This window comes from Alitibacter langaaensis DSM 22999 (assembly GCF_003096995.1).
GTDB lineage: Bacteria > Pseudomonadota > Gammaproteobacteria > Enterobacterales > Pasteurellaceae > Exercitatus > Exercitatus langaaensis.
In genome coordinates this window covers 243,082-262,451 of sequence record NZ_QENU01000001.1, presented here as the reverse complement: position 1 = coordinate 262,451, position 19,370 = coordinate 243,082, and the positions used below count along the sequence as shown (strand labels likewise).

Genomic DNA, 19,370 nt, shown 5'->3' with positions numbered 1-19,370 from the left:
ATTGAATATGAAATTAAATAAAAGCGTGTAGGCCTAGTAAATAACAGCGAATATCGCATTTTCGACTAAACCTACGGAATTCTAATCTAGTGCTCATACACTAAGAACAGATGTATTATACTGAAGCAATAAAATTAATATACATAAAAAGTGTAAGTATTTGTAAAGATTGTGAGTTTACATACATTATTCTTAGCCCAATATTCATAACTCTGTTACAATTTGTTTCACAAAAATAACGAACTAAAGGACAAAAAATGAGCGGAATTTATCAATTAACAGGAACATTACAAAACTATATTTGGGGCGGGGAAGATTATCTTGCTGATCTCATTCATTTTGACAAACAGCCCAATACGACTTATGCAGAATGGTGGTTGGGGGCGCATATTTCATCGCCGTCCGCCATTGAAGTTGCGGGAAAATCGCACTCATTGCTTGAATTTTTAGCGCAAAATCCGACCGCACTTGGTGAACAAAGTCGCACTGTTTTTGGTGATGAATTGCCCTATTTGCTCAAAATTTTGGATGTGAAAGCCCCGCTTTCTATTCAGCTGCATCCAACTAAAGCGCAGGCGGAAATCGGGTTTGCCGCAGAAAATGCCCGAGGCGTTGAGTTGAAGGATCCGAAACGCACTTATAAAGATAATAATCACAAACCTGAAATGATGATTGCACTGTCTGATTTTTGGCTATTGCACGGTTTCAAGCCTAAAGCGGAAATTCTAAAAAACTTGCGAAATCGACCGCACTTTGCGCCCTTAGCGGACAAACTTGAACAACAAGATTTGCACTCATTTTATGCCGATATTATGCAAGCCAGCCAAGGACAATTGGAAAGTTGGTTAAACCCGATTTTCGCGCAAAACCAGTTGGAAAATCTGACGCCAGAAAACCCTGATTATTGGGTGCTTTATTGCCGTGATGCGATGCAAATTCCTGCTGATAAACTGGATGCAGGATTGATGTGTTTTTATTTATTCAATATTGTGAATGTGCCAAAAGGGCAAGGCATTTATCAAGATGCAGGCATTCCGCACGCTTATTTGCGCGGGCAAAATATTGAATTAATGGCGTGTTCAGATAATGTGATTCGTGGTGGCCTCACGCCAAAACACGTTGACATTCCTGAATTGTTGAAAGTGGTAGATTGTCGTGAAGTGATACCCGAACTCATTCCAGCTGCGCCACAAGGCAATGGTTCTCATCATTATTGGACGCCCGCCAAAGATTTCGCCTTAGAAAATATTGGTTACGATGCGCAATTTAGCGTGAAAGGTTCTGCGAAAAATGCCACGATTTTGTTTGCGATGGAAGGCGCGTTGAAAATTTGCGCAAATTCGACCGCACTTGAGCTGACTCAAGGGCAATCCGCCTTTATTTGTGCTAATACAGACTATGAAATCATCGGCATAGAAAAAGGTTATTGCGTGCTCGCTACATTGCCTTAACCTTAAACAGCGTCTTAAACTACGTATAAACAAAAAAAAACAGGGCGTAACATACGCCCTTTTGTTTTACGATCTCACTGAATAAACCTTAAATTTTCCCGTTTTTGCCAGCACTTCATATTCGCCAAAATGCTGTTCCAACAAATCGGGATAAGGCAAAAACGCATTTGCCACAATGCGCAATTCGCCACCGTCTTTTAAATGCCATTTTGCTTGTTTAATCAGCTCGCTCACGGCACGATAGGCGGTGTCGATTCCGTCATGAAATGGCGGATTAGAAATGATTAAATCAAATTTTCCCTGAATATGGGAAAACACATCACTGGCAATCACGCTACCCTGTAATTGGTTTTCGGTGAGCGTTTTTTGCGCAGAAGCAACCGCCATGGCGTGAATATCGCTCATCAGCACCGTGGTTTTGGGATTTTGCTGTTTGAGATAAGCGCCAACCACGCCCGCACCGCAGCCTAGATCCAACACATCGCCACGAATATGGCTATGAATGGTGGACAGCAACAATGCGGTACCAGTATCCAATTCATTGGCACTGAACACCCCGGGTAAACTATAAATTTTTAGCGCGCCTAAGTTTGGATTTTCGTAGGTTTTCCAATATTCTTCTGCGTTAAAGTGCGGTCGATTTTGCAAAGAAAAATGGTATAAACCACAACGGCGTGCAGAGTCAATCTTGCCGATTTCGCCAAATGGCACTAATAATTTTTCCGCTGAACGCACGCCACAACGGTTTTCACCAATAATCAAGATTTCCTGATTTTCCTGCGCATTCGCCAAAAGTTGCATTAATTGAAATTGAACTTCTGCTTTGTTTTTCGTCCAGTAATAAACGATGAGATCCGCTTGCGTTTCACAAATTATTGAAAAATTGACCGCACTTTTGCCTTTGGCATAATCAAAATAGCACGACCATATCTCCACACGGCTGGCGGTTTGGCTAACTTGCTCGGGAAAATCATCATTCACTCCACCAGCAAACAGCACGCTTTTATTGGCAAAACGTGGCAAATGGCGTTCTAACACTTGGCTTTCAACAGAAATCATTTGGGAAAATCCTATAAGGTAGGCTAAAATTGTCGGCATTATAGCGGAAAACGGAAAACGAATGAACAGACGAGATTTACTCTTGCAACAAATGGGAATTAGCCAGTGGCAATTGCGCCGTCATGAAGTGTTAAAGGGCGCAGTGACGGTGCCTGTGGCAAACCATATTCGCCTAATTATTATTGCCGAGCAATGTGTTGCGCTTGCCGAGCCGTTCTTTGCTGATGTGTTGCGTAGCGTTGAAGTGTCGTCATCAGACTGTTTAGCCATTAATTTTGAGCAAGCCCAACATCTGAACATTCAACATTCGGTTTATTATTGGCTGCTTTCAGAAAATAATGAAAAAATTGACCGCACTTTGGCGCAGTTGCAGATTGATCCAAGCCAATTATGGCGCGCAGAAAGTTATGCATCTCTCGCCAACCAAGCGCCGCTGAAACGTGCACTTTGGCGACAAATTCAGCAGTCATTCAGCCAATCCGTTTAATTTGTCAGCAAACAAGCCATTTCAGCTTGCAATTTTCACATAAAAGCGTATATTCACGCACATCAGACGCGGGGTGGAGCAGCTTGGTAGCTCGTCGGGCTCATAACCCGAAGGCCGTCGGTTCAAATCCGGCCCCCGCAACCAGATTCAGAAAAGGCATCCAATTGGATGCCTTTTTGCTATTTTCGTTTCGTATTTTATTCGTTAAACATTAACGATTTAAAGGATAATTTTGCCTAACTTCCCATTAAAATAAGGTTGTTTGCCAGCTTAACATTTTAGACGCAAACAACCTTATCTCAAAGTCAGCCCGATCCCCCTCGATCTTAGGCACGTACAGTATAATCCCCTGTTCCCACCCATTTATACGTGGTTAACGCCTCTAATCCCATTGGACCGCGTGCGTGAAGTTTTTGGGTGCTAACCGCCACTTCAGCGCCTAAACCAAATTGTCCGCCATCGGTGAAACGGGTGCTGGCATTCACATAAACCGACGCCGCATCGACTTGTGCCACAAATTGTCGAGCCAACCCTTGGTTTTCCGTTAAAATGGCTTCGGAATGTTGTGTGCCGTATTCACGAATGTGTTCAACCGCGGCTTGAATATCTTTCACCACCAAGACATTCAAATTCGTGCATAACCATTCTTTACGCAAGGCATCTTCCGTGACAGGCTCCACGCAGGCATTGGCGCGCTGCAAAATCGCAAGTGCGGTGGAATCAGCAAAATATTTCACAGGAAGTTGAGCGGCAAGCTTCGGCAAAAAGCTGTCCGCAATGCTTTCTTGAACCAATAGGGTTTCTAATGTATTGCAAGTGCTTGGGCGTTGTGTTTTCGCATTGACAATCACCGAAATGGCACGATTTTGATCCGCACTTTGCTCCACAAAGGTATGGCACACGCCAATTCCGCCCACTATCACTGGAATTGTGGAATGCTGTTTGCAAAGTTCGTGTAGCCCTGCCCCGCCTCGTGGAATAATCATATCGATATAACGATCGAGCTTTAAAAATTCCATCACTAAATTGCGGTCAGGATCGGTGATCGCTTGCACGGCAGCTTTCGGTAAGCCCGCTTTTGCCAGTGCAGTTTGCACCACGTCCACTAAGATTTTATTGGAATGTTGGGTTTCTTTGCCTCCGCGTAAAATCACTGCATTGCCTGTTTTCAAGCAAAGGCTTGCCACATCAATGGTCACATTGGGACGAGCTTCATAAATTGTGCCGATCACGCCAACTGGCACACGCAAACGCTCGAGTTTTAATCCGCTGTCTAAGGTTCTGCCATCAATAATTTCGCTCACAGGATCTGCTAGCGAAATCACATGGCGCACATCATTGGCAATGCCTTTTAAACGTTCAGGCGTCAGCAATAGGCGATCAATAATGGCTTCGTTAATGCCGTTTAATTTCGCCTGTTCAATATCTTTTTGATTTTCTGCCAGTATGCGCTGTTGCTGCTCTTCGAGCTGCTCCGCAATAATTTGTAATGCTTGATTTTTTTCTGCCGTAGAAAGCTGACTGAGCTCAAATGCAGCTAAACGTGCGGCTTTCCCCATTTCAGTTAAATTCGTCATAATCTGTCCTTAATCCGTAATTTTTTACAGCATACCCGATTTACACATATAAAAAAAGTGCGGAAATTGACCGCACTTTAAATATCTTTTAACAAGAAAAATAAATTATTTGCTATAACGGCGGAACACTAAAGTTGCGTTAGTGCCACCAAAACCGAAGCTGTTTGACATCACGGTTTGTAGGCCTGCGTTTTCTTTGTATTCAGTCACGATATTTAAGCCTTGCGCTTGTTCATCTAAGGTTTCAATGTTGATACTTGGTGCAATGAAATCGTTATGAAGCATTAATAATGTGTAAATTGCTTCGTGCGCGCCCGCTGCACCTAATGAGTGACCTGTCATTGATTTTGTTGAAGAAATCGCGGGTGTTTTTTCACCAAATACCGCTTTGATCGCGCCTAATTCTTTCACATCGCCCACTGGGGTTGATGTGCCGTGAACATTGATGTAGTCGATTGGTGAATCTACATTCGCCATTGCTTGTTTCATACAACGTTCTGCACCTTCACCACTTGGGGCAACCATATCATAGCCGTCTGATGTTGCGCCATAACCAATGATTTCAGCATAAATTTTTGCGCCACGTGCTAAAGCGTGTTCTAATTCTTCTACTACCACAACGGCACCGCCGCCTGCGATCACAAAGCCATCACGGTTTGCATCATAAGCACGAGACGCTTTTTCTGGTGTATCGTTGTATTTCGTTGATAAGGCACCCATTGCATCAAATTCGGTTGCACATTCCCAAGAAAGCTCTTCTGCACCCCCTGCGAATACGACATCTTGTTTGCCTAATTGAATTAATTCCCAAGCGTGACCAATACAGTGTGCGGAAGTTGCGCAAGCCGAACTCATTGAATAGTTTACGCCACGAATTTTAAATGGTGTTGCTAAACAAGCTGATGCGCTAGATGCCATTGTTTTGGTTACGGCATAAGGACCAATCGCTTTCACACCACGCGGGCCACGCACCGCATCACAAGCAACCAATTGGCTGTGAGCTGAACCTGTTCCTGCGCCGATCACTAAACCTGTGCGATCGTTAGATACTTGTTCTTCTGTCAAGCCTGAATCTTCAATCGCTTCTTTCATTGAAAGATAAGCATAAGCCGCGGCATCGCCCATAAAACGATAAACTTTACGATCAATATGCTCGGCTGGATTTAATTTAATTGTTCCTGCGATATGGCTGCGCATACCAATTTCAATAAAGCTAGGCACAGTTTCAATACCTGATTTACCTGCTTTTAATGATGCTAAAACTTCTTCTTTATTGTTACCAATGCTTGAGATAACCCCGAAACCTGTGATCACGGCTCTTTTCATATTCACATTCCTATTTTTGAAATTGTTGCGTTTAACACTCGCCTTACAACTGTAAGCTGAACGTTAATTTACTATGAAATCAAAATAATGCAAGTTTTTATTTTATCCTTAGACCACTTTATGCCTTTTTGCACTTATAATGAACGCAAAAATACAAGAAAGGAATAACTATGCCTCAGGTTCAACCCGCTCACATTCATTTTGACAGTACACAAACGCCGATTTCCGACCAATTCGATGATGTTTATTTCTCAAACCAAGATGGACTGGCGGAAACGCGTTATGTTTTCTTGGAAGGAAATCAACTTTGGCAACGTTGGCTACAATTTTCTGCCGCGCATTTTGTCATTGCCGAAACAGGCTTTGGCACGGGGTTAAACTTTTTTGCGGCAACAGAACTTTTTCGTAAATTTCGCGCGCAATTTCCTGATGCGCCGCTTAAACGGCTATTCTTTATTTCTTTTGAAAAATACCCTATTCCGCTAGAACAATTGCAATTGGCGCACCAAGCCTATCCCGAATTTTACGAAATTTCTCAAAATTTGACCGCACTTTGGGAGATTAACGGCACGCCAATTGAAGACTGCTATCGCTATCATTTCAACGAAACTACGCTGGATCTTTGGTTTGGGGATATTAATCAGCAACTCCCGCAGCTAGGGGATTATATGCAAAATCGAGTGGACGCTTGGTTTTTAGATGGTTTTGCGCCAAGTAAAAATCCCGATATGTGGAATACAGATGTGTTCACGCATATGTTTAATTACACAAAAACAGGCGGCTCATTTGCCACTTTTACTGCGGCAAGTGCGGTGAGAAAAGGCTTAGAATCCGTGGGTTTTCATGTGGAAAAACGCCAAGGTTTTGGCAAAAAACGAGAATGTTTGCACGGCGATAAAAGGGCAGACCAACCCCTCAATATCGCGACTCCTTGGTATTTCGCGCAATCCGCTAAATTTTCTGGGCAAGCTAATGTAGGCATTGTTGGCGGCGGTATTGCCTCACTTTTCAGCGCGCTGTCTTTACTTGAACGTGGCGCGAAGGTAACACTTTATTGTGAAGATGAAAGCCCTGCGCTCAATGCTTCTGGCAATAAACAGGGCGCTTTTTATCCGCAGCTAAGTGACGATGACGAACGCAATATTCGATTTTATATTCATGCCTTTGCTTATGGTTTGCAGCGTTTGCAATGGGCGATTCAGCAAGGCATCGAATTTGAACATCAATTCTGTGGTGTAGCGTTGTGTGGTTATAATGAAAAAAGTGCGGTCAAATTAGCGAAAATTTCGGCTTTCAACTGGCATAGCAAACTCTATCAAGCCATGAACCAAACGGAATTGAGCGAAACGGTGGGGTTACCATTGCCTTGTGGTGGTGGTTTTATCGCCAACGGCGCGTGGCTTGCGCCGCGTCAATTTGTGCAAAATGCCTTTGCATTATTGGAAAAATTAGGGCTAACCATAAAAACATCACAAAAAATCACCGCACTTTCGCAACAGGAACAAGGCTGGCTGCTCACTAATGAAAAAGGTGAGAAATATCAACACGATATCATTGTGCTAGCCAATGGTCATAAACTTCATCAATTTGAACAAACCGCTCATTTGCCATTGTATGCGGTGCGTGGGCAAGTCAGCCAAATTCCGACCAGCGATAACCTATTAAAATTAAAAACCGTGCTGTGTTATGACGGTTATATCACTCCCGTTGACTTAGCCCAAACCAGCCATTGTATCGGTGCTAGTCATGTGCGAGATTGTGAAGATCGCCATTTTAGCCATAGCGAACAGCAAGAAAATCAGCTGAAAATTCAGAAAAATATTGGCTTAGATTGGACAAAAGAGGTGGATACATCGGGAAACCTTGCGCGAATGGGCGTGCGCTGTGCGGTGCGTGATCGTATTCCAATGCTAGGCAATGTGCCGAATTTTTCTGCGCAAGCGGAGCAATATCGAAATCTGTTCAATTTACGCCGCCGTAAACAGGCGATTCCAGCAGCGACAAACTATGAAAATCTCTATTTAGTCGCGGCGCTCGGCTCTCGAGGTTTAACCAGCGCGCCTATTTTAGGGGAAACTTTGGCATCGATGATCTACGGTGAACCCTTGCCGTTAAGCGAAGATATTCTCCACGCATTAAGCCCAAATCGGAGTTGGATAAGAAAATTGCTGAAAGGCACGCCAGTGAGCTAAAGCAAAAGTGCGGTCAAAATATGAAAAATAAATGGCTGGAATATCAATGGGCTAACTAGCCCTAATTAATATTCCAGCCATTTTCTGTTTTGGTACTTTTTCTCTCGGTTACGCTGCAACCATCACCATTGCAGGGCGAATCACACGGCTATTCAACAAATAGCCTTTTTGTAACACGGTAGTAATTTGATTCGTTTCAAAGCCTTCTGTTGGCTGCATTGAAATTGCTTGGTGCAAATCAGGATTAAAGGCTTCGCCAACCACGCCAACAGGCTCAATACCGAAACGCGACACCGTTGCCAATAATTCTTTCAAAGTGAGTTCTACACCATCAAATAAACTTTTTACCGCTTCATCTTCTTTATTGGCAGGTGTTGCTAAGGCGCGCTCAAGATTGTCAATGGTGTTCAAAATGTCTTTTGAAAATTTCTCTAACGCAAATTTGTGCGCTTTTTCCACATCTTGTTCTGCACGGCGGCGAATGTTATCCACTTCTGCACGCGCTCTTAATAACGCGTCTTGCTCTTTTTTCGCTGCTTCCGCAAGCTGTTCTTCTAATTCTTGCACACGGGCGATTGCATCTTCTAATGGATCTACCGCATTTTCTTCTGCGCTTTCTGCCTGAACTTCAGGCTGTTCTAATTCTTCTGTATTTTCAACAGGTTGTTCTTGTTTTAAATCTTGTTCAGACATTTGATTCTCCATAAAAAATTCGATAATTCGATAAAAGGCGATCATTCTAGCAAAGGATTTAATGAATGTTAACCTTTGCGGTACTCTCGTTTCGTTGTAATATAGGGGCAAATCACGATTATTCAAGCAAAATCTATGGAAACACAACAAGAACTCACCACTCGGCTGCAAGCCTCGTTCAAAACTATTGGTTTAGTTGGGCGTCCGCGCCATGATGTCACCTTGCAAATGCACAAAAATATTTATCAATGGTTGCTAGAACGAGGTTATGATGTTTTAGTGGAAGAAGATGTTGGGCGCGCATTAAACTTACCCGAATCGCATTTAGCCGCTTTAGATGACATTGGGCTGCGTGCGCAATTGGCAATCGTGATTGGCGGCGACGGCAATATGCTCGGGCGTGCGCGTGTGTTATCAAAATATGATATTGCGTTGCTTGGTATTAATCGCGGTAATTTAGGTTTTCTCACCGATATTGATCCGAAAAATGCCTATGCCCAATTACAAGCCTGTCTAGACGGCGAATTCTTTGTTGAAGAACGTTTTATGCTGGAAGTGAATGTGGTGCGTAATGGGGAAATTATCCATACAGGAAACGCCATTAATGAAGCAGTAATTCACCCCGCTAAAATTGCCCATATGATTGATTTCCATGTGTATATTGATGATAAATTTGCCTTTTCTCAACGTTCTGACGGCTTGATCATCGCAACGCCAACGGGTTCAACCGCCTATTCACTCTCGGCGGGAGGTCCAATCTTAACGCCACAACTGAACGCCATTGCACTGGTTCCAATGTTTCCGCACACCTTATCATCACGCCCTTTAGTGATTGACGGCAATAGCCAAATTTCTATGCGATTTGCTGAATATAATATTCCGCAATTAGAAGTGAATTGTGATAGCCAACTCCCCTTAGATTTTTCCAGTGATGATATTATTACAGTAAAAAAAGCCCAACAAAAACTACGCCTACTCCACTTGAAAAATTACAATTATTACAATGTATTAAGTTCAAAACTAGGTTGGCTAAAGAAATTATTTTAATACCACTGTAAAAAATCACTTTACTGTATAAATATTTGTATTTATACTTATTTACATACAGTAAAGGAGATTTTTGTCATGCTTACTCAACTCACTATTAATAACTTTGCTATTGTTCGCCATTTAGATATTGAATTCAGTAAAGGTATGTCTGTCATCACAGGCGAAACTGGTGCGGGAAAATCTATCGCCATTGATGCATTAGGATTGTGTTTGGGGCAGCGGACAGAAGCTTCTATGTTGCGTGCAGGGCAAGAGCGAGCGGATGTTTGCGCCACATTTTATATTAGCCCTAATAGTGCTGCCGCCAACTGGCTTGCAACCCATGATCTGCAAGATATTGATAACCCTGAATACTGTATTTTACGCCGTATAGTCAATAGCGAAGGTCGCTCAAAAGCCTTTATTAATAGCACGCCGGTTGCCGCAAGCCAACTCAAAGAATTGGGGCAATGCCTTATTCATATTAATGGTCAGCACGCTTCTCAATTATTGCTCAAAAATGATTTCCAAATGGAAACTTTAGACAATTATTGCGCGCACCACACTTTGCTTGCACAAATGCAAGAAGACTATCAGCAATGGAAAAATCTTCAGCAGCAAGTAAATAGCTTTAAGCAAAAATGTCTTGAAAATGAAGCCAAAAAACAACTCTTACAGTATCAAGTTAATGAACTGGACGAATTTAATTTACAACCCAACGAATTTTTAGAATTAGAAGAAGATCATAAACGTCTTTCAAATAGTGAAGAACTCACTTCATTGTCGCAATCTGTTTTGCAAGTATTAAGTGAAAATGACACGGTGAATGTAGATGGTTTGCTCTATCGCGCTACTCAGCATTTAGAGCAATTAGTGGAACTTGATTCCAATTATAATGATGTGCTCACTATGCTCAATGATGCTCTCATTCAAGTGCAAGAAGCGACAAGTTCAATGCAGAGTTTGTCATCAAGCATTGAACAAGATCCCTATTTGTTGCAAGAAATTGAAGAGCGTATGAGTCAAGCTATTCACTTAGCGCGCAAACATCATGTTCAACCTGTTGATTTAGTGAATTTTCATCGTTCAATTAAAGCCGAACTGGCACAGCTAGTCGATTTTTCTGAAAGTGAAGAAAGCTTGTTAGCGCAAGAAAAACAGGCTTTTGAAAAAATGCAGCAAACCGCTTCTGCTCTCAATGAAAGTCGCCAAAAAGGGGCAAAAAAATTAGCCACTGAAGTCACGAAATCAATAAAACAGTTAGCTATGGAAAACGCTGAGTTTTTTATTGATTTACATACTGATTACAACAAAATAACAAGCAATGGTGCTGATTCTGTCGTATTTAATTTACAAAGCAATCTAGGACAATCACCACAGCCATTGGCAAAAACAGCATCCGGCGGTGAGCTTTCGCGTATTGCCTTAGCAATTCAAGTGCTAACCTCAGATAAAACCGCAATTCCAGCGCTTATTTTTGATGAAATTGATGTGGGAATTAGTGGCGCAACAGCCAGTGTTGTTGGTAAATTGTTGCGCCGTTTAGGCAATCAATGCCAAGTGCTTTGTGTTACCCATTTACCACAAGTCGCCTGCCAAGGGCATCATCACTTTACCGTGGAAAAATTGACTGTCGATGGTAAAACTGAAACAAATATGACCGCACTTTCGGCACAAGAGCGCGTGAAAGCCTTAGCAAAATTATTAGGTGGCGCCCAAATTACAGATAGTGCGCTAGCCAATGCACAAGAAATGTTAGATTTAGCGTCATAAATGATGAAATTGCCTTGGCGAAAGAAAGCAATAAGAAAGAACAAAGAAATAGGTAAAAACAAATAGAGCTTTTAACTGATAGCTAAGAATAAATACCGAAATCAATTAGAACGTTACTTTTGTATCAATAAACAATAAATAAAAAGGCCTTAGCTATTTAACGATAATAAACTAAGGTCTTATTGCTCTATATTATTGCATTATCGCTTACCCAATTAGAAACGGTATGCTAAACCCGCAAACGCAACTAATGGATCCAATTTAATGGCGACTTCATGTTCTGCACCTAATGCTTTGAAATTTGCTTTAGTGCGGATATGGGTGTACCACAATGCCGTATTGAAATATAAATTATCAGTGAGCTTGATATCAATACCCGCATTAATCACAGGTCCAACTGAATGTTTTTTCACGCGTAAATCAGAAATAATGTCATTTTTAATTTTAGCATCAAAGAAACGTGTATAGTTCACACCCGCACCAATGTAAGGACGAGAACCGGCATCTTTATCCATAAAATAATATTGCACATATAGGCTTGGTGGTAATTGTTTAACCTTTACTGTTTCCCCTAAAGATGCGCCCAGTGCTGGTACGCTGGCATCAATAGAATGGCTAAATGGTGTTGCCGCTAATAATTCCACACCAATATGATCGGTAAACATATAAGTGCCAGTTAAACCTAATTGTTGGTTATCACTAACGTTTAATTTAATGTCAGTTGCCGTGTTGGTATGTGATGACGAATTGGCAGATACAAAAATGCCACCTGCACGTACAATCCAATCCCCCGCTTCGTGAGCACTTGCTGCTCCACTCATTAACGTTGTTGCAATTCCTAATGCAAGTAATGTTTTTTTCATAATAGGCTCCCTAATGTCTCATATACTGGATTAAATAACCCTATAACTTTTGTGTATTTACACGGCGCTAACTATACCCTTATCGAGTTAAAAGATCTGTGATCAAGATCATATTTTTAAAAATCAAACGAAATTTCCATTCTTGATAACGTTCATTTTTATCATTCATATCCATTTCCTAAAATTTGATACACATCAATTTTCGTCTTTTTTATGATTTTATTTATAAAGTGGGTATAATGTGCGGTGAATTTTTCAGGTGTTTTGTTAGGAATTTTTATGCCAATCAACTTTACCCAACTTTTTCAGGATAGCTGGAATTTTGTCCGTAACCAGCGCCAGTTTGTTATTGCCTTTATCATCATTTTTATGTTGGCAACAGGCGCATTTTCACTATTGATTCCAACGCAAATAAACGTGCCAAATGACGCCGATATATCACAAACGGAATTAACTCAGGCAATCATTGAGCAATCCATGAATGAAGCATCATTATTAAATGGCTTTATGAAACAGGCAGTATCATTATCTATTGCCACATGGGGGCTCGCTGCTATTCATCAAATTAGCCAAGGGAGAAACTTTAATTTGACCAATGCTGCACAATTAGGTATAAGCCGTATTCTGGGTGTTGCCGTGCTTAGCGTGATTAGTATTCTTCCGTTATTTGTTGGTGTAAGCACTGGCGTAGCACAGTTATCATTAAAGCAATCTCCATCTATATTATCGCTATTTTTAATGATTACAGGCGTGATTGTTTTCGTCCGCCTATGTCTTGCGCCCTTAAGTTATTTGATGGGCGACTCACCGCTCACAACTGCCCTGCAAGATACATTCAAATCAGGGATCAAACGCTCTGGCATACTTTTTATGTATTGCTTAATCACTTATTTCTTCTTGCCATTGGTTAGCTTGCAAATATCTAGCCTTGCAAGCAATTTAGTCTTTTTTATCATCGTGTTAGCAATTATTGCATTTATTAATGTTTTCTCATTAGTATTCAGCTATCGCTTTTACACCGTATTTAAACAAAAGGCAGCATAATGAAACAATTACTTGAATTTATTCCGTTAATCCTCTTTTTTGTGGTTTACAAAATATCTGGTATTCAAGCGGCAGCAATTACACTCATGATTGCGACCGCACTTCAGCTGATCATTTTAAAACTAAAATATGGCAACATTGAAAAACAACAAATGATTATGGGCATTGCGGTAATATTTTTTGGCGCACTCACCGCTTATTTTAATGAAGTCAAATATTTGCAATGGAAAGTCACCATTGTGTACGGCGTTTTTGCATTAGCATTGCTCATCAGCCAATTCGGCTTTAAAACACCGTTAATTCAAAAATTATTAGATAAAGAGTTAAAACTGCCCGATGTCGCTTGGAATAAACTCAATTTAGGCTGGGCTGTGTTTTTTATTATTTGTATGCTAGCAAATATCTACATCAGCCAAAATTATTCAGAAGAAATCTGGGTCGATTTTAAATCCTTCGGCATCATTATTATGACCTTAGTTGCAACCGTAGCTACTGGGGTTTATATTTACCGCTATCTTCCAAAAGAAAAAGAATAGGAATAACCATGACAGAACAAACTCAACCTCGCCAACCCAAGGGCGCGCTAATTTTACGTACACTTGCGATGCCCTCAGACACCAATGCCAATGGTGATATTTTTGGCGGCTGGATTATGTCGCAAATGGATATGGGCGGAGCGATTCTTGCCAAAGAAATTGCCAAAGGCCGCGTTGTAACCGTGTGCGTAGATAGAATCACATTTTTACGTCCCATTTCCGTTGGCGATGTAGTCTGTTGCTACGGTAAACTCGTGAAAGTCGGCAAAACCTCGATGCAAGTTAAAGTGGAAGTATGGATCAAACAAGTTTATCAAGGCATGACTGATCGCCACTGCGTGACAGAAGCATTATTCACTTATGTCGCCATTGATAAAGCAGGCAAACCACGCCCTGTACCCACAGAAAATAACCCTGAATTAGAGCAAGCACTCGCCTCAATAGACGACTAATCTTAAGGAGAAAAAAATGGAATATTTCGTGATTATTGCGCAAGATAAACCGAATACATTAGAACAGCGTCTCAATGCACGCCCAAAACATTTAGCCCGCTTGCAAAAATTGCAAGATGAAAACTGCTTGCTCACCGCAGGGCCAAATCCAACGGCTGATGGCAGTGGGGTAACAGGTTCAACCGTGATTGCACAATTTAATTCTTTAGAAGAAGCGCAAACGTGGGCAAGCCAAGATCCTTATGTTGAAGCGGGCGTGTATACTGATGTCACCGTCAAACCCTTTAAACGTGTTTTCTAATTTGTCTGAATTTCTCTCTATCTATACGCGCTCATGTAGCGCGTTTTTTATGGTAAAAATTTCTGAATAATATTGCGTACGCTAATTTTCATGATCTAAATCATAAAATTTAGTGCTAAATGTATTTTTTTATTGTTACAATTTTGTTGCAAATATAGAATACAGCCTAACTCGATTTAGGGAGAATGGATTTTATGTCAACACCACAAATTTTAATTGTCGAAGACGAAAGTATTACGCGAACCACACTTAAGAACATTTTTGAAGCGGAAGGTTATGAAGTCTATGAAGCCACAGACGGCACACAGATGAATCAAATTCTAGCTGAAAAAAATATTCATTTAGTGGTGATGGATATTAATTTACCAGGGAAAAATGGGCTAATGCTCGCCCGTGAATTGCGTGAAAAAGCGAACGTTGGACTAATGTTCTTAACTGGCCGCGACAATGAAGTGGATCGCATTTTAGGCTTAGAAATCGGTGCTGATGATTACATTACCAAACCATTCAACCCGCGCGAATTAACCATTCGTGCGCGCAATTTGTTACATCGCACAATGAATGACAGTGAGCGCACACAAACCACTGCCACAGAATTTTATCGTTTTAATGGTTGGGTATTGGATATTAATAAGCATGTGCTAGTCAACCCTGACGGTGTTGAATATAAATTACCGCGCAGCGAATTTCGGGCAATGTTACATTTTTGTGAAAATCCTGGAAAAATTCAAACCCGCGAAGATTTATTACGCAAAATGACAGGGCGCGAGTTAAAAGAAAATGATCGTACCGTGGATGTTACCATTCGCCGTATTAGAAAACATTTTGAAAATCATGCAGATACACCCGAAATTATTGCCACGATTCACGGAGAAGGCTATCGTTTCTGCGGTGAGCTAGAATAATCCTTTAAACTAAATTCAGCATAAAATAAGTGCGGTCAAAAAATTATTAACATTTTGGCCGCACTTTTATGTGATTACCCCTCAATCTAAGCGATCTGCATTAACCATCTGCCTTCACAAAACTCACTAAAGTCGGCTGAACAATACGGGCATAATCTTGCGTATTTAGGATAATAGAATGCTCTAATGTGCCTGCATTAAACGCCAGTTCATCATAGCGTTCAAGCAGGCTAGGATCGACGATGAGCTTAAGCGCAGGATGAAAGCTAAAAGGTGGAATCGCAAGCAACGCTTGTTTCACGCCATTGCATTTGACTTTACACACCAAAGCTTTTGCCCCTTGCCCAAGTTCTGTACCGCGAATTTTCGCTACTTCTTCCGATTTGCCTGCCGCAGAATGGTGCACGATACGATAACGTGCTTGATTTTGGTCTAAAAGTGCGGTCAAATTTTCAAATGTTTTTTCTGACATCGTATTTCCTTAATCATTTAATTTCGCTTTGCGTCTTTCGTATTCCACGGCTCAAACTTGAGAAACTATAACTTAACTTCAAAGTGTGTGACAAATATTCGTTTTACTAAAATTATCTTTGTACACTTTTTATACAGGTTATTCTTCTTGATTGTGATAAGCTACGTTATTCGGTACAATTCCCACCATTCATTCTTAATACAAAAACAAAATGGCTAAGAAAAAACAAAAGGTCGGTTCTAATACCATAGCACTAAATAAACGTGCTCGTCATGATTATTTCATTGAAGAAGAAATTGAAGCAGGGCTTTCACTACAAGGTTGGGAAGTCAAATCAATGCGCGCAGGGAAAGCCAATTTAAGTGATAGCTATGTTATTTTTAACAATGGCGAAGCGTTCTTATTTGGTGCAACCATTCAACCCCTCAACGTGGCTTCAACGCATATTGTTTGCGATCCAACGCGCACGCGAAAATTATTGCTCAATCAGCGTGAACTCGATAGCTTGTTTGGCAAAACAAACCGTGACGGCTATACACTAGTTGCCCTTTCACTCTACTGGAAAAATGCTTGGGCAAAAGTCAAAATCGGTGTGGCAAAAGGGAAAAAACAATACGATAAACGCGAAGACATTAAAGAGCGAGAATGGAAAATGCAGAAAGATCGCATCATGAAAAACGCACATCGTGGCTAAATCAAACATAAAAGCAATTTCATTAGGAATTGCTTTTTTATTAATGTGAAAATTTCTACAGCAATTACTTGAAATTAATCTCAGCCTGTATATAATATCAATAAATTACAGACTAAATAAGGAGAGCAGATGAAATTAACTAAACCGTTGACCCAGCGTCAGCAAGAGGTGTACAACTTTTTAAAAAGTTATATTGAAAAAACAGGTATGCCGCCAACACGTGCAGAAATCTCGCGTGAATTAGGTTTCCGTTCTCCAAATGCCGCAGAAGAGCATTTGAAAGCACTCGCGCGTAAAGGTGCTATTGAAATTCTAGCGGGAACATCACGCGGAATTCGTTTATTAATGGAGGCCGCAAATGATGAACCAGAGGGCTTACCATTAATTGGGCAAGTGGCAGCTGGCGAACCTATTCTTGCTGAACAACATATTGAGGGTACATACAAAGTTGATCCAGATATGTTTAAACCACAAGCGGATTTTTTATTAAAAGTATGTGGTCAATCAATGAAAGATATCGGTATTTTAGATGGCGATTTATTAGCAGTACATAGCACGAAAGATGTCCGCAACGGTCAAGTCATTGTTGCTCGTATTGAAGATGAAGTAACCGTTAAACGCCTAGAACGCAAAGGTGAAGTGATTTATCTGCATGCTGAAAATGAAGAATTCGATCCTATTGTCGTGAATTTACGTGAAACAGAAAATTTCTCTATTGAAGGCATCGCGGTTGGTATCATTCGTAATAATGCGTGGATGTAATCAATACTAAATGTTCAAAGTGCGGTCAAAAATTTCTAAATTTCTGACCGCACTTTCACGTTTATCGCAAGGCTAAAAATGGTGAAATGCTCTCTTTATTGTTTAAATGCAATGTTCAATCTAGCGCAATAACGCATTATTCTGGCTGATAACCTACATCTTCTAATGTTGGGTTTTCTGCCCCCTGTTTAGCCAGTTCATCACAGATCTCATTTTCACGATGCCCAGCGTGTCCTTTGACCCAGCGCCAATCAATTTGGTGCTGTTGAATTAAATTATCCAACAAAATCCATAAATCTTGGTTTTTCACTGGTTTTCCTGTACTTGCTTTCCAGTTGTTTTTTTTCCAGTTAAAAATCCACTGAGTGATGCCATTTTTCATATATTGGCTATCACTCCACAAGGTAATGCGACAAGGTTCTTTCAGACTTTCCAATGCCTCAATAACCGCGCGCAATTCCATACGATTATTGGTAGTTTTAAAATAGCCTTTGGATAACGTTTTTTCGTGCTGTTTATAGCGCAATAATACGCCCGTGCCACCTGCGCCAGGATTGCCTAAACAAGAGCCATCCGTAAAAATTTCAATGTGTTTTTGCATAATCTGATACAATTGCCGAAAGTGCGGTGATAATAGCGCAAATTTAGGAAATTTTCTAATGACAACAACACAGAATACAGAATTACAGCCCACTCGCCAGATTGTGCTGGATACCGAAACAACGGGGATGAATCAGTTTGGTGCCCATTATGAAGGCCATTGCATCATTGAAATTGGCGCGGTGGAAATGATCAACCGAAAATATACAGGCAGAAAACTGCATCTATATATCAAACCTGATCGTTCCGTGGATCCCGAAGCAATTCAAGTCCATGGCATTACCGATGAAATGTTGGCGGATAAACCTGATTTTCCCACCATTGCACAAGAATTTATTGACTTTATCAAAGGCTCTGAATTGTTGATTCATAATGCCCCTTTCGATGTGGGCTTCATGGATTATGAATTTCGCAAGCACAATATCAATGTGAAAACCACTGACATTTGCATGGTTACCGACACTTTACAGCTTGCCCGCCGTCAATATCCGGGAAAACGCAATAGCTTAGATGCTCTTTGCGATCGTTTACATATCGACAATAGTAAACGTACCTTGCATGGCGCTTTACTGGATGCGGAAATTTTGGGCGATGTCTATCTTGCCATGACGGGTGGGCAGGTGAGTTTATTTGATGAAAATGAGCCAATAGAGCCCCAAGTTCGTGAAGAAAAAATCCAAGTGATTGAGCAAAGTGCGGTGAAAATTGTCAATGATTTACAAGTGCTCTTGCCCACAACTGAAGAATTATCTGCACACGAAGAACAAATTCAAACCATTCAAAAGAAAAGTAAAAATAACTGCATTTGGTTTAACCGATTAAATCCGCAAGCGGAAAACGGCAAAACCGTGCATTAATTAACCAAGTAGAAACGACTTTGAAAAAAATGGTTGACGTGAATACTATTGGCAAGTATTATTCGCACCACTTAGCGGAGTGGTAGTTCAGCTGGTTAGAATACCTGCCTGTCACGCAGGGGGTCGCGGGTTCGAGTCCCGTCCATTCCGCCAATTTTTTTCATTTTAACTCCTTATTTAAAAAATTAGTCGCGGAGTGGTAGTTCAGCTGGTTAGAATACCTGCCTGTCACGCAGGGGGTCGCGGGTTCGAGTCCCGTCCATTCCGCCAATTATTTTAAAAGCACAGTTGTTTTGA

The 19,370-nt window shown here is 41.0% G+C and carries 20 protein-coding genes and 3 tRNA genes; 16 read left to right on the top strand and 7 right to left on the bottom strand.

Annotated elements, in window-relative coordinates; translation table 11 throughout:
* The first annotated feature begins 257 nt into the window (after positions 1 to 257).
* On the top strand, positions 258 to 1,451 hold the full coding sequence (gene manA, locus C8D76_RS01305; RefSeq protein WP_116631027.1) for a mannose-6-phosphate isomerase, class I: 1,194 nt from the start codon (positions 258 to 260) through the stop codon (positions 1,449 to 1,451).
* A 66-nt stretch (positions 1,452 to 1,517) separates the two neighbouring features.
* Here manA and rsmC read toward each other — a convergent pair whose 3' ends face one another.
* Positions 1,518 to 2,510 (bottom strand): 16S rRNA (guanine(1207)-N(2))-methyltransferase RsmC, encoded by a 993-nt coding sequence (rsmC, locus tag C8D76_RS01300; RefSeq protein WP_116631026.1) that lies wholly within the window; start codon positions 2,508 to 2,510, stop codon positions 1,518 to 1,520.
* Positions 2,511 to 2,571: 61 nt separating this feature from the next.
* On the opposite strand from rsmC, the gene C8D76_RS01295 reads away from it, so the two are divergent.
* Positions 2,572 to 2,997: a DNA polymerase III subunit psi gene (locus C8D76_RS01295; RefSeq protein WP_116631025.1), complete on the top strand. Its 426-nt coding sequence runs from the start codon at positions 2,572 to 2,574 to the stop codon at positions 2,995 to 2,997.
* A 67-nt stretch (positions 2,998 to 3,064) separates the two neighbouring features.
* Positions 3,065 to 3,141 (top strand) — tRNA-Met (locus tag C8D76_RS01290).
* Positions 3,142 to 3,323: 182 nt separating this feature from the next.
* On the opposite strand, the gene proA is transcribed toward C8D76_RS01290, so the two are convergent.
* Both proA and fabB read right to left on the bottom strand, forming a co-directional pair.
* Complete coding sequence (gene proA / locus C8D76_RS01285; RefSeq protein WP_116631024.1) at positions 3,324 to 4,574, bottom strand: glutamate-5-semialdehyde dehydrogenase; 1,251 nt, start codon at positions 4,572 to 4,574, stop codon at positions 3,324 to 3,326.
* 105 nt (positions 4,575 to 4,679) lie between these two features.
* On the bottom strand, positions 4,680 to 5,900 hold the full coding sequence (fabB, locus tag C8D76_RS01280) for a beta-ketoacyl-ACP synthase I (protein ID WP_116631023.1): 1,221 nt from the start codon (positions 5,898 to 5,900) through the stop codon (positions 4,680 to 4,682).
* A gap of 170 nt (positions 5,901 to 6,070) precedes the next feature.
* Between fabB and mnmC the strand changes: the two genes are divergently transcribed.
* Complete coding sequence (mnmC, locus tag C8D76_RS01275) at positions 6,071 to 8,092, top strand: bifunctional tRNA (5-methylaminomethyl-2-thiouridine)(34)-methyltransferase MnmC2/FAD-dependent 5-carboxymethylaminomethyl-2-thiouridine(34) oxidoreductase MnmC1 (protein ID WP_116631022.1); 2,022 nt, start codon at positions 6,071 to 6,073, stop codon at positions 8,090 to 8,092.
* A gap of 108 nt (positions 8,093 to 8,200) precedes the next feature.
* Here mnmC and grpE read toward each other — a convergent pair whose 3' ends face one another.
* The gene (gene grpE, locus C8D76_RS01270; RefSeq protein WP_423802734.1) at positions 8,201 to 8,785 is read right to left on the bottom strand and encodes a nucleotide exchange factor GrpE; all 585 of its coding nucleotides are present in this window, start codon (positions 8,783 to 8,785) and stop codon (positions 8,201 to 8,203) included.
* A gap of 135 nt (positions 8,786 to 8,920) precedes the next feature.
* On the opposite strand from grpE, the gene C8D76_RS01265 reads away from it, so the two are divergent.
* Together C8D76_RS01265 and recN are read left to right on the top strand one after the other, a co-directional pair.
* Positions 8,921 to 9,832: an NAD(+) kinase gene (locus C8D76_RS01265; RefSeq protein WP_116631020.1), complete on the top strand. Its 912-nt coding sequence runs from the start codon at positions 8,921 to 8,923 to the stop codon at positions 9,830 to 9,832.
* A gap of 78 nt (positions 9,833 to 9,910) precedes the next feature.
* Positions 9,911 to 11,587, top strand: a complete 1,677-nt coding sequence (gene recN / locus C8D76_RS01260) for a DNA repair protein RecN (protein WP_116631019.1) — start codon at positions 9,911 to 9,913, stop codon at positions 11,585 to 11,587.
* A gap of 215 nt (positions 11,588 to 11,802) precedes the next feature.
* Here recN and C8D76_RS01255 read toward each other — a convergent pair whose 3' ends face one another.
* Positions 11,803 to 12,450 (bottom strand): OmpW/AlkL family protein, encoded by a 648-nt coding sequence (locus C8D76_RS01255; RefSeq protein WP_116631018.1) that lies wholly within the window; start codon positions 12,448 to 12,450, stop codon positions 11,803 to 11,805.
* A 279-nt stretch (positions 12,451 to 12,729) separates the two neighbouring features.
* Between C8D76_RS01255 and C8D76_RS01250 the strand changes: the two genes are divergently transcribed.
* The 5 genes from C8D76_RS01250 to arcA all read left to right on the top strand — a co-directional run bounded on the left by C8D76_RS01250 (position 12,730) and on the right by arcA (position 15,688).
* Positions 12,730 to 13,494 (top strand): hypothetical protein, encoded by a 765-nt coding sequence (locus C8D76_RS01250; RefSeq protein ID WP_116631017.1) that lies wholly within the window; start codon positions 12,730 to 12,732, stop codon positions 13,492 to 13,494.
* Positions 13,494 to 14,030, top strand: coding sequence for a septation protein A (locus C8D76_RS01245; RefSeq protein ID WP_116631016.1), 537 nt, complete (start codon positions 13,494 to 13,496; stop codon positions 14,028 to 14,030). The genes C8D76_RS01250 and C8D76_RS01245 overlap by 1 nt, the downstream gene beginning before the upstream one ends.
* Before the next feature lie 8 nt (positions 14,031 to 14,038).
* Positions 14,039 to 14,482, top strand: a complete 444-nt coding sequence (gene yciA / locus C8D76_RS01240) for an acyl-CoA thioester hydrolase YciA (protein ID WP_116631015.1) — start codon at positions 14,039 to 14,041, stop codon at positions 14,480 to 14,482.
* A gap of 16 nt (positions 14,483 to 14,498) precedes the next feature.
* A complete protein-coding gene (locus C8D76_RS01235; RefSeq protein WP_116631014.1) occupies positions 14,499 to 14,783 on the top strand; it encodes a YciI family protein in 285 nt (94 codons plus the stop codon).
* Positions 14,784 to 14,977: 194 nt separating this feature from the next.
* A complete protein-coding gene (arcA, locus tag C8D76_RS01230; protein ID WP_116631013.1) occupies positions 14,978 to 15,688 on the top strand; it encodes a two-component system response regulator ArcA in 711 nt (236 codons plus the stop codon).
* Positions 15,689 to 15,788: 100 nt separating this feature from the next.
* On the opposite strand, the gene C8D76_RS01225 is transcribed toward arcA, so the two are convergent.
* Complete coding sequence (locus C8D76_RS01225) at positions 15,789 to 16,160, bottom strand: YbaK/EbsC family protein (protein ID WP_116631012.1); 372 nt, start codon at positions 16,158 to 16,160, stop codon at positions 15,789 to 15,791.
* Between the two features lie 211 nt (positions 16,161 to 16,371).
* Between C8D76_RS01225 and smpB the strand changes: the two genes are divergently transcribed.
* Positions 16,372 to 16,854 carry an SsrA-binding protein SmpB gene (gene smpB, locus C8D76_RS01220; RefSeq protein ID WP_116631011.1) on the top strand — a complete coding sequence of 161 codons (483 nt, stop codon included), beginning with the start codon at positions 16,372 to 16,374 and terminating at the stop codon, positions 16,852 to 16,854.
* A gap of 129 nt (positions 16,855 to 16,983) precedes the next feature.
* A complete protein-coding gene (gene lexA / locus C8D76_RS01215) occupies positions 16,984 to 17,616 on the top strand; it encodes a transcriptional repressor LexA (RefSeq protein ID WP_116631010.1) in 633 nt (210 codons plus the stop codon).
* Positions 17,617 to 17,752: 136 nt separating this feature from the next.
* Here the strand turns inward: lexA and rnhA are convergent, their stop codons facing one another.
* A complete protein-coding gene (gene rnhA, locus C8D76_RS01210; RefSeq protein ID WP_116631009.1) occupies positions 17,753 to 18,217 on the bottom strand; it encodes a ribonuclease HI in 465 nt (154 codons plus the stop codon).
* Positions 18,218 to 18,275: 58 nt separating this feature from the next.
* On the opposite strand from rnhA, the gene dnaQ reads away from it, so the two are divergent.
* From dnaQ to C8D76_RS01195, 3 genes are all read left to right on the top strand, one after another.
* On the top strand, positions 18,276 to 19,073 hold the full coding sequence (dnaQ, locus tag C8D76_RS01205; RefSeq protein ID WP_116631008.1) for a DNA polymerase III subunit epsilon: 798 nt from the start codon (positions 18,276 to 18,278) through the stop codon (positions 19,071 to 19,073).
* A 76-nt stretch (positions 19,074 to 19,149) separates the two neighbouring features.
* Positions 19,150 to 19,226 (top strand) — tRNA-Asp (locus C8D76_RS01200).
* A 40-nt stretch (positions 19,227 to 19,266) separates the two neighbouring features.
* Positions 19,267 to 19,343: transfer RNA gene (locus tag C8D76_RS01195), tRNA-Asp, on the top strand.
* Positions 19,344 to 19,370 lie beyond the last annotated feature (27 nt).

Bases quoted from the DNA above. Each gene is read 5' to 3' on its own strand.
- manA (WP_116631027.1), top strand. From the start codon at position 258: ATGAGCGGAATTTATCAATTAACAGGAACATTACAAAACTATATTTGG.
- rsmC (WP_116631026.1), bottom strand. From the start codon at position 2,510: ATGATTTCTGTTGAAAGCCAAGTGTTAGAACGCCATTTGCCACGTTTT.
- C8D76_RS01295 (WP_116631025.1), top strand. From the start codon at position 2,572: ATGAACAGACGAGATTTACTCTTGCAACAAATGGGAATTAGCCAGTGG.
- proA (WP_116631024.1), bottom strand. From the start codon at position 4,574: ATGACGAATTTAACTGAAATGGGGAAAGCCGCACGTTTAGCTGCATTT.
- fabB (WP_116631023.1), bottom strand. From the start codon at position 5,900: ATGAAAAGAGCCGTGATCACAGGTTTCGGGGTTATCTCAAGCATTGGT.
- mnmC (WP_116631022.1), top strand. From the start codon at position 6,071: ATGCCTCAGGTTCAACCCGCTCACATTCATTTTGACAGTACACAAACG.
- grpE (WP_423802734.1), bottom strand. From the start codon at position 8,785: ATGTCTGAACAAGATTTAAAACAAGAACAACCTGTTGAAAATACAGAA.
- C8D76_RS01265 (WP_116631020.1), top strand. From the start codon at position 8,921: ATGGAAACACAACAAGAACTCACCACTCGGCTGCAAGCCTCGTTCAAA.
- recN (WP_116631019.1), top strand. From the start codon at position 9,911: ATGCTTACTCAACTCACTATTAATAACTTTGCTATTGTTCGCCATTTA.
- C8D76_RS01255 (WP_116631018.1), bottom strand. From the start codon at position 12,450: ATGAAAAAAACATTACTTGCATTAGGAATTGCAACAACGTTAATGAGT.
- C8D76_RS01250 (WP_116631017.1), top strand. From the start codon at position 12,730: ATGCCAATCAACTTTACCCAACTTTTTCAGGATAGCTGGAATTTTGTC.
- C8D76_RS01245 (WP_116631016.1), top strand. From the start codon at position 13,494: ATGAAACAATTACTTGAATTTATTCCGTTAATCCTCTTTTTTGTGGTT.
- yciA (WP_116631015.1), top strand. From the start codon at position 14,039: ATGACAGAACAAACTCAACCTCGCCAACCCAAGGGCGCGCTAATTTTA.
- C8D76_RS01235 (WP_116631014.1), top strand. From the start codon at position 14,499: ATGGAATATTTCGTGATTATTGCGCAAGATAAACCGAATACATTAGAA.
- arcA (WP_116631013.1), top strand. From the start codon at position 14,978: ATGTCAACACCACAAATTTTAATTGTCGAAGACGAAAGTATTACGCGA.
- C8D76_RS01225 (WP_116631012.1), bottom strand. From the start codon at position 16,160: ATGTCAGAAAAAACATTTGAAAATTTGACCGCACTTTTAGACCAAAAT.
- smpB (WP_116631011.1), top strand. From the start codon at position 16,372: ATGGCTAAGAAAAAACAAAAGGTCGGTTCTAATACCATAGCACTAAAT.
- lexA (WP_116631010.1), top strand. From the start codon at position 16,984: ATGAAATTAACTAAACCGTTGACCCAGCGTCAGCAAGAGGTGTACAAC.
- rnhA (WP_116631009.1), bottom strand. From the start codon at position 18,217: ATGCAAAAACACATTGAAATTTTTACGGATGGCTCTTGTTTAGGCAAT.
- dnaQ (WP_116631008.1), top strand. From the start codon at position 18,276: ATGACAACAACACAGAATACAGAATTACAGCCCACTCGCCAGATTGTG.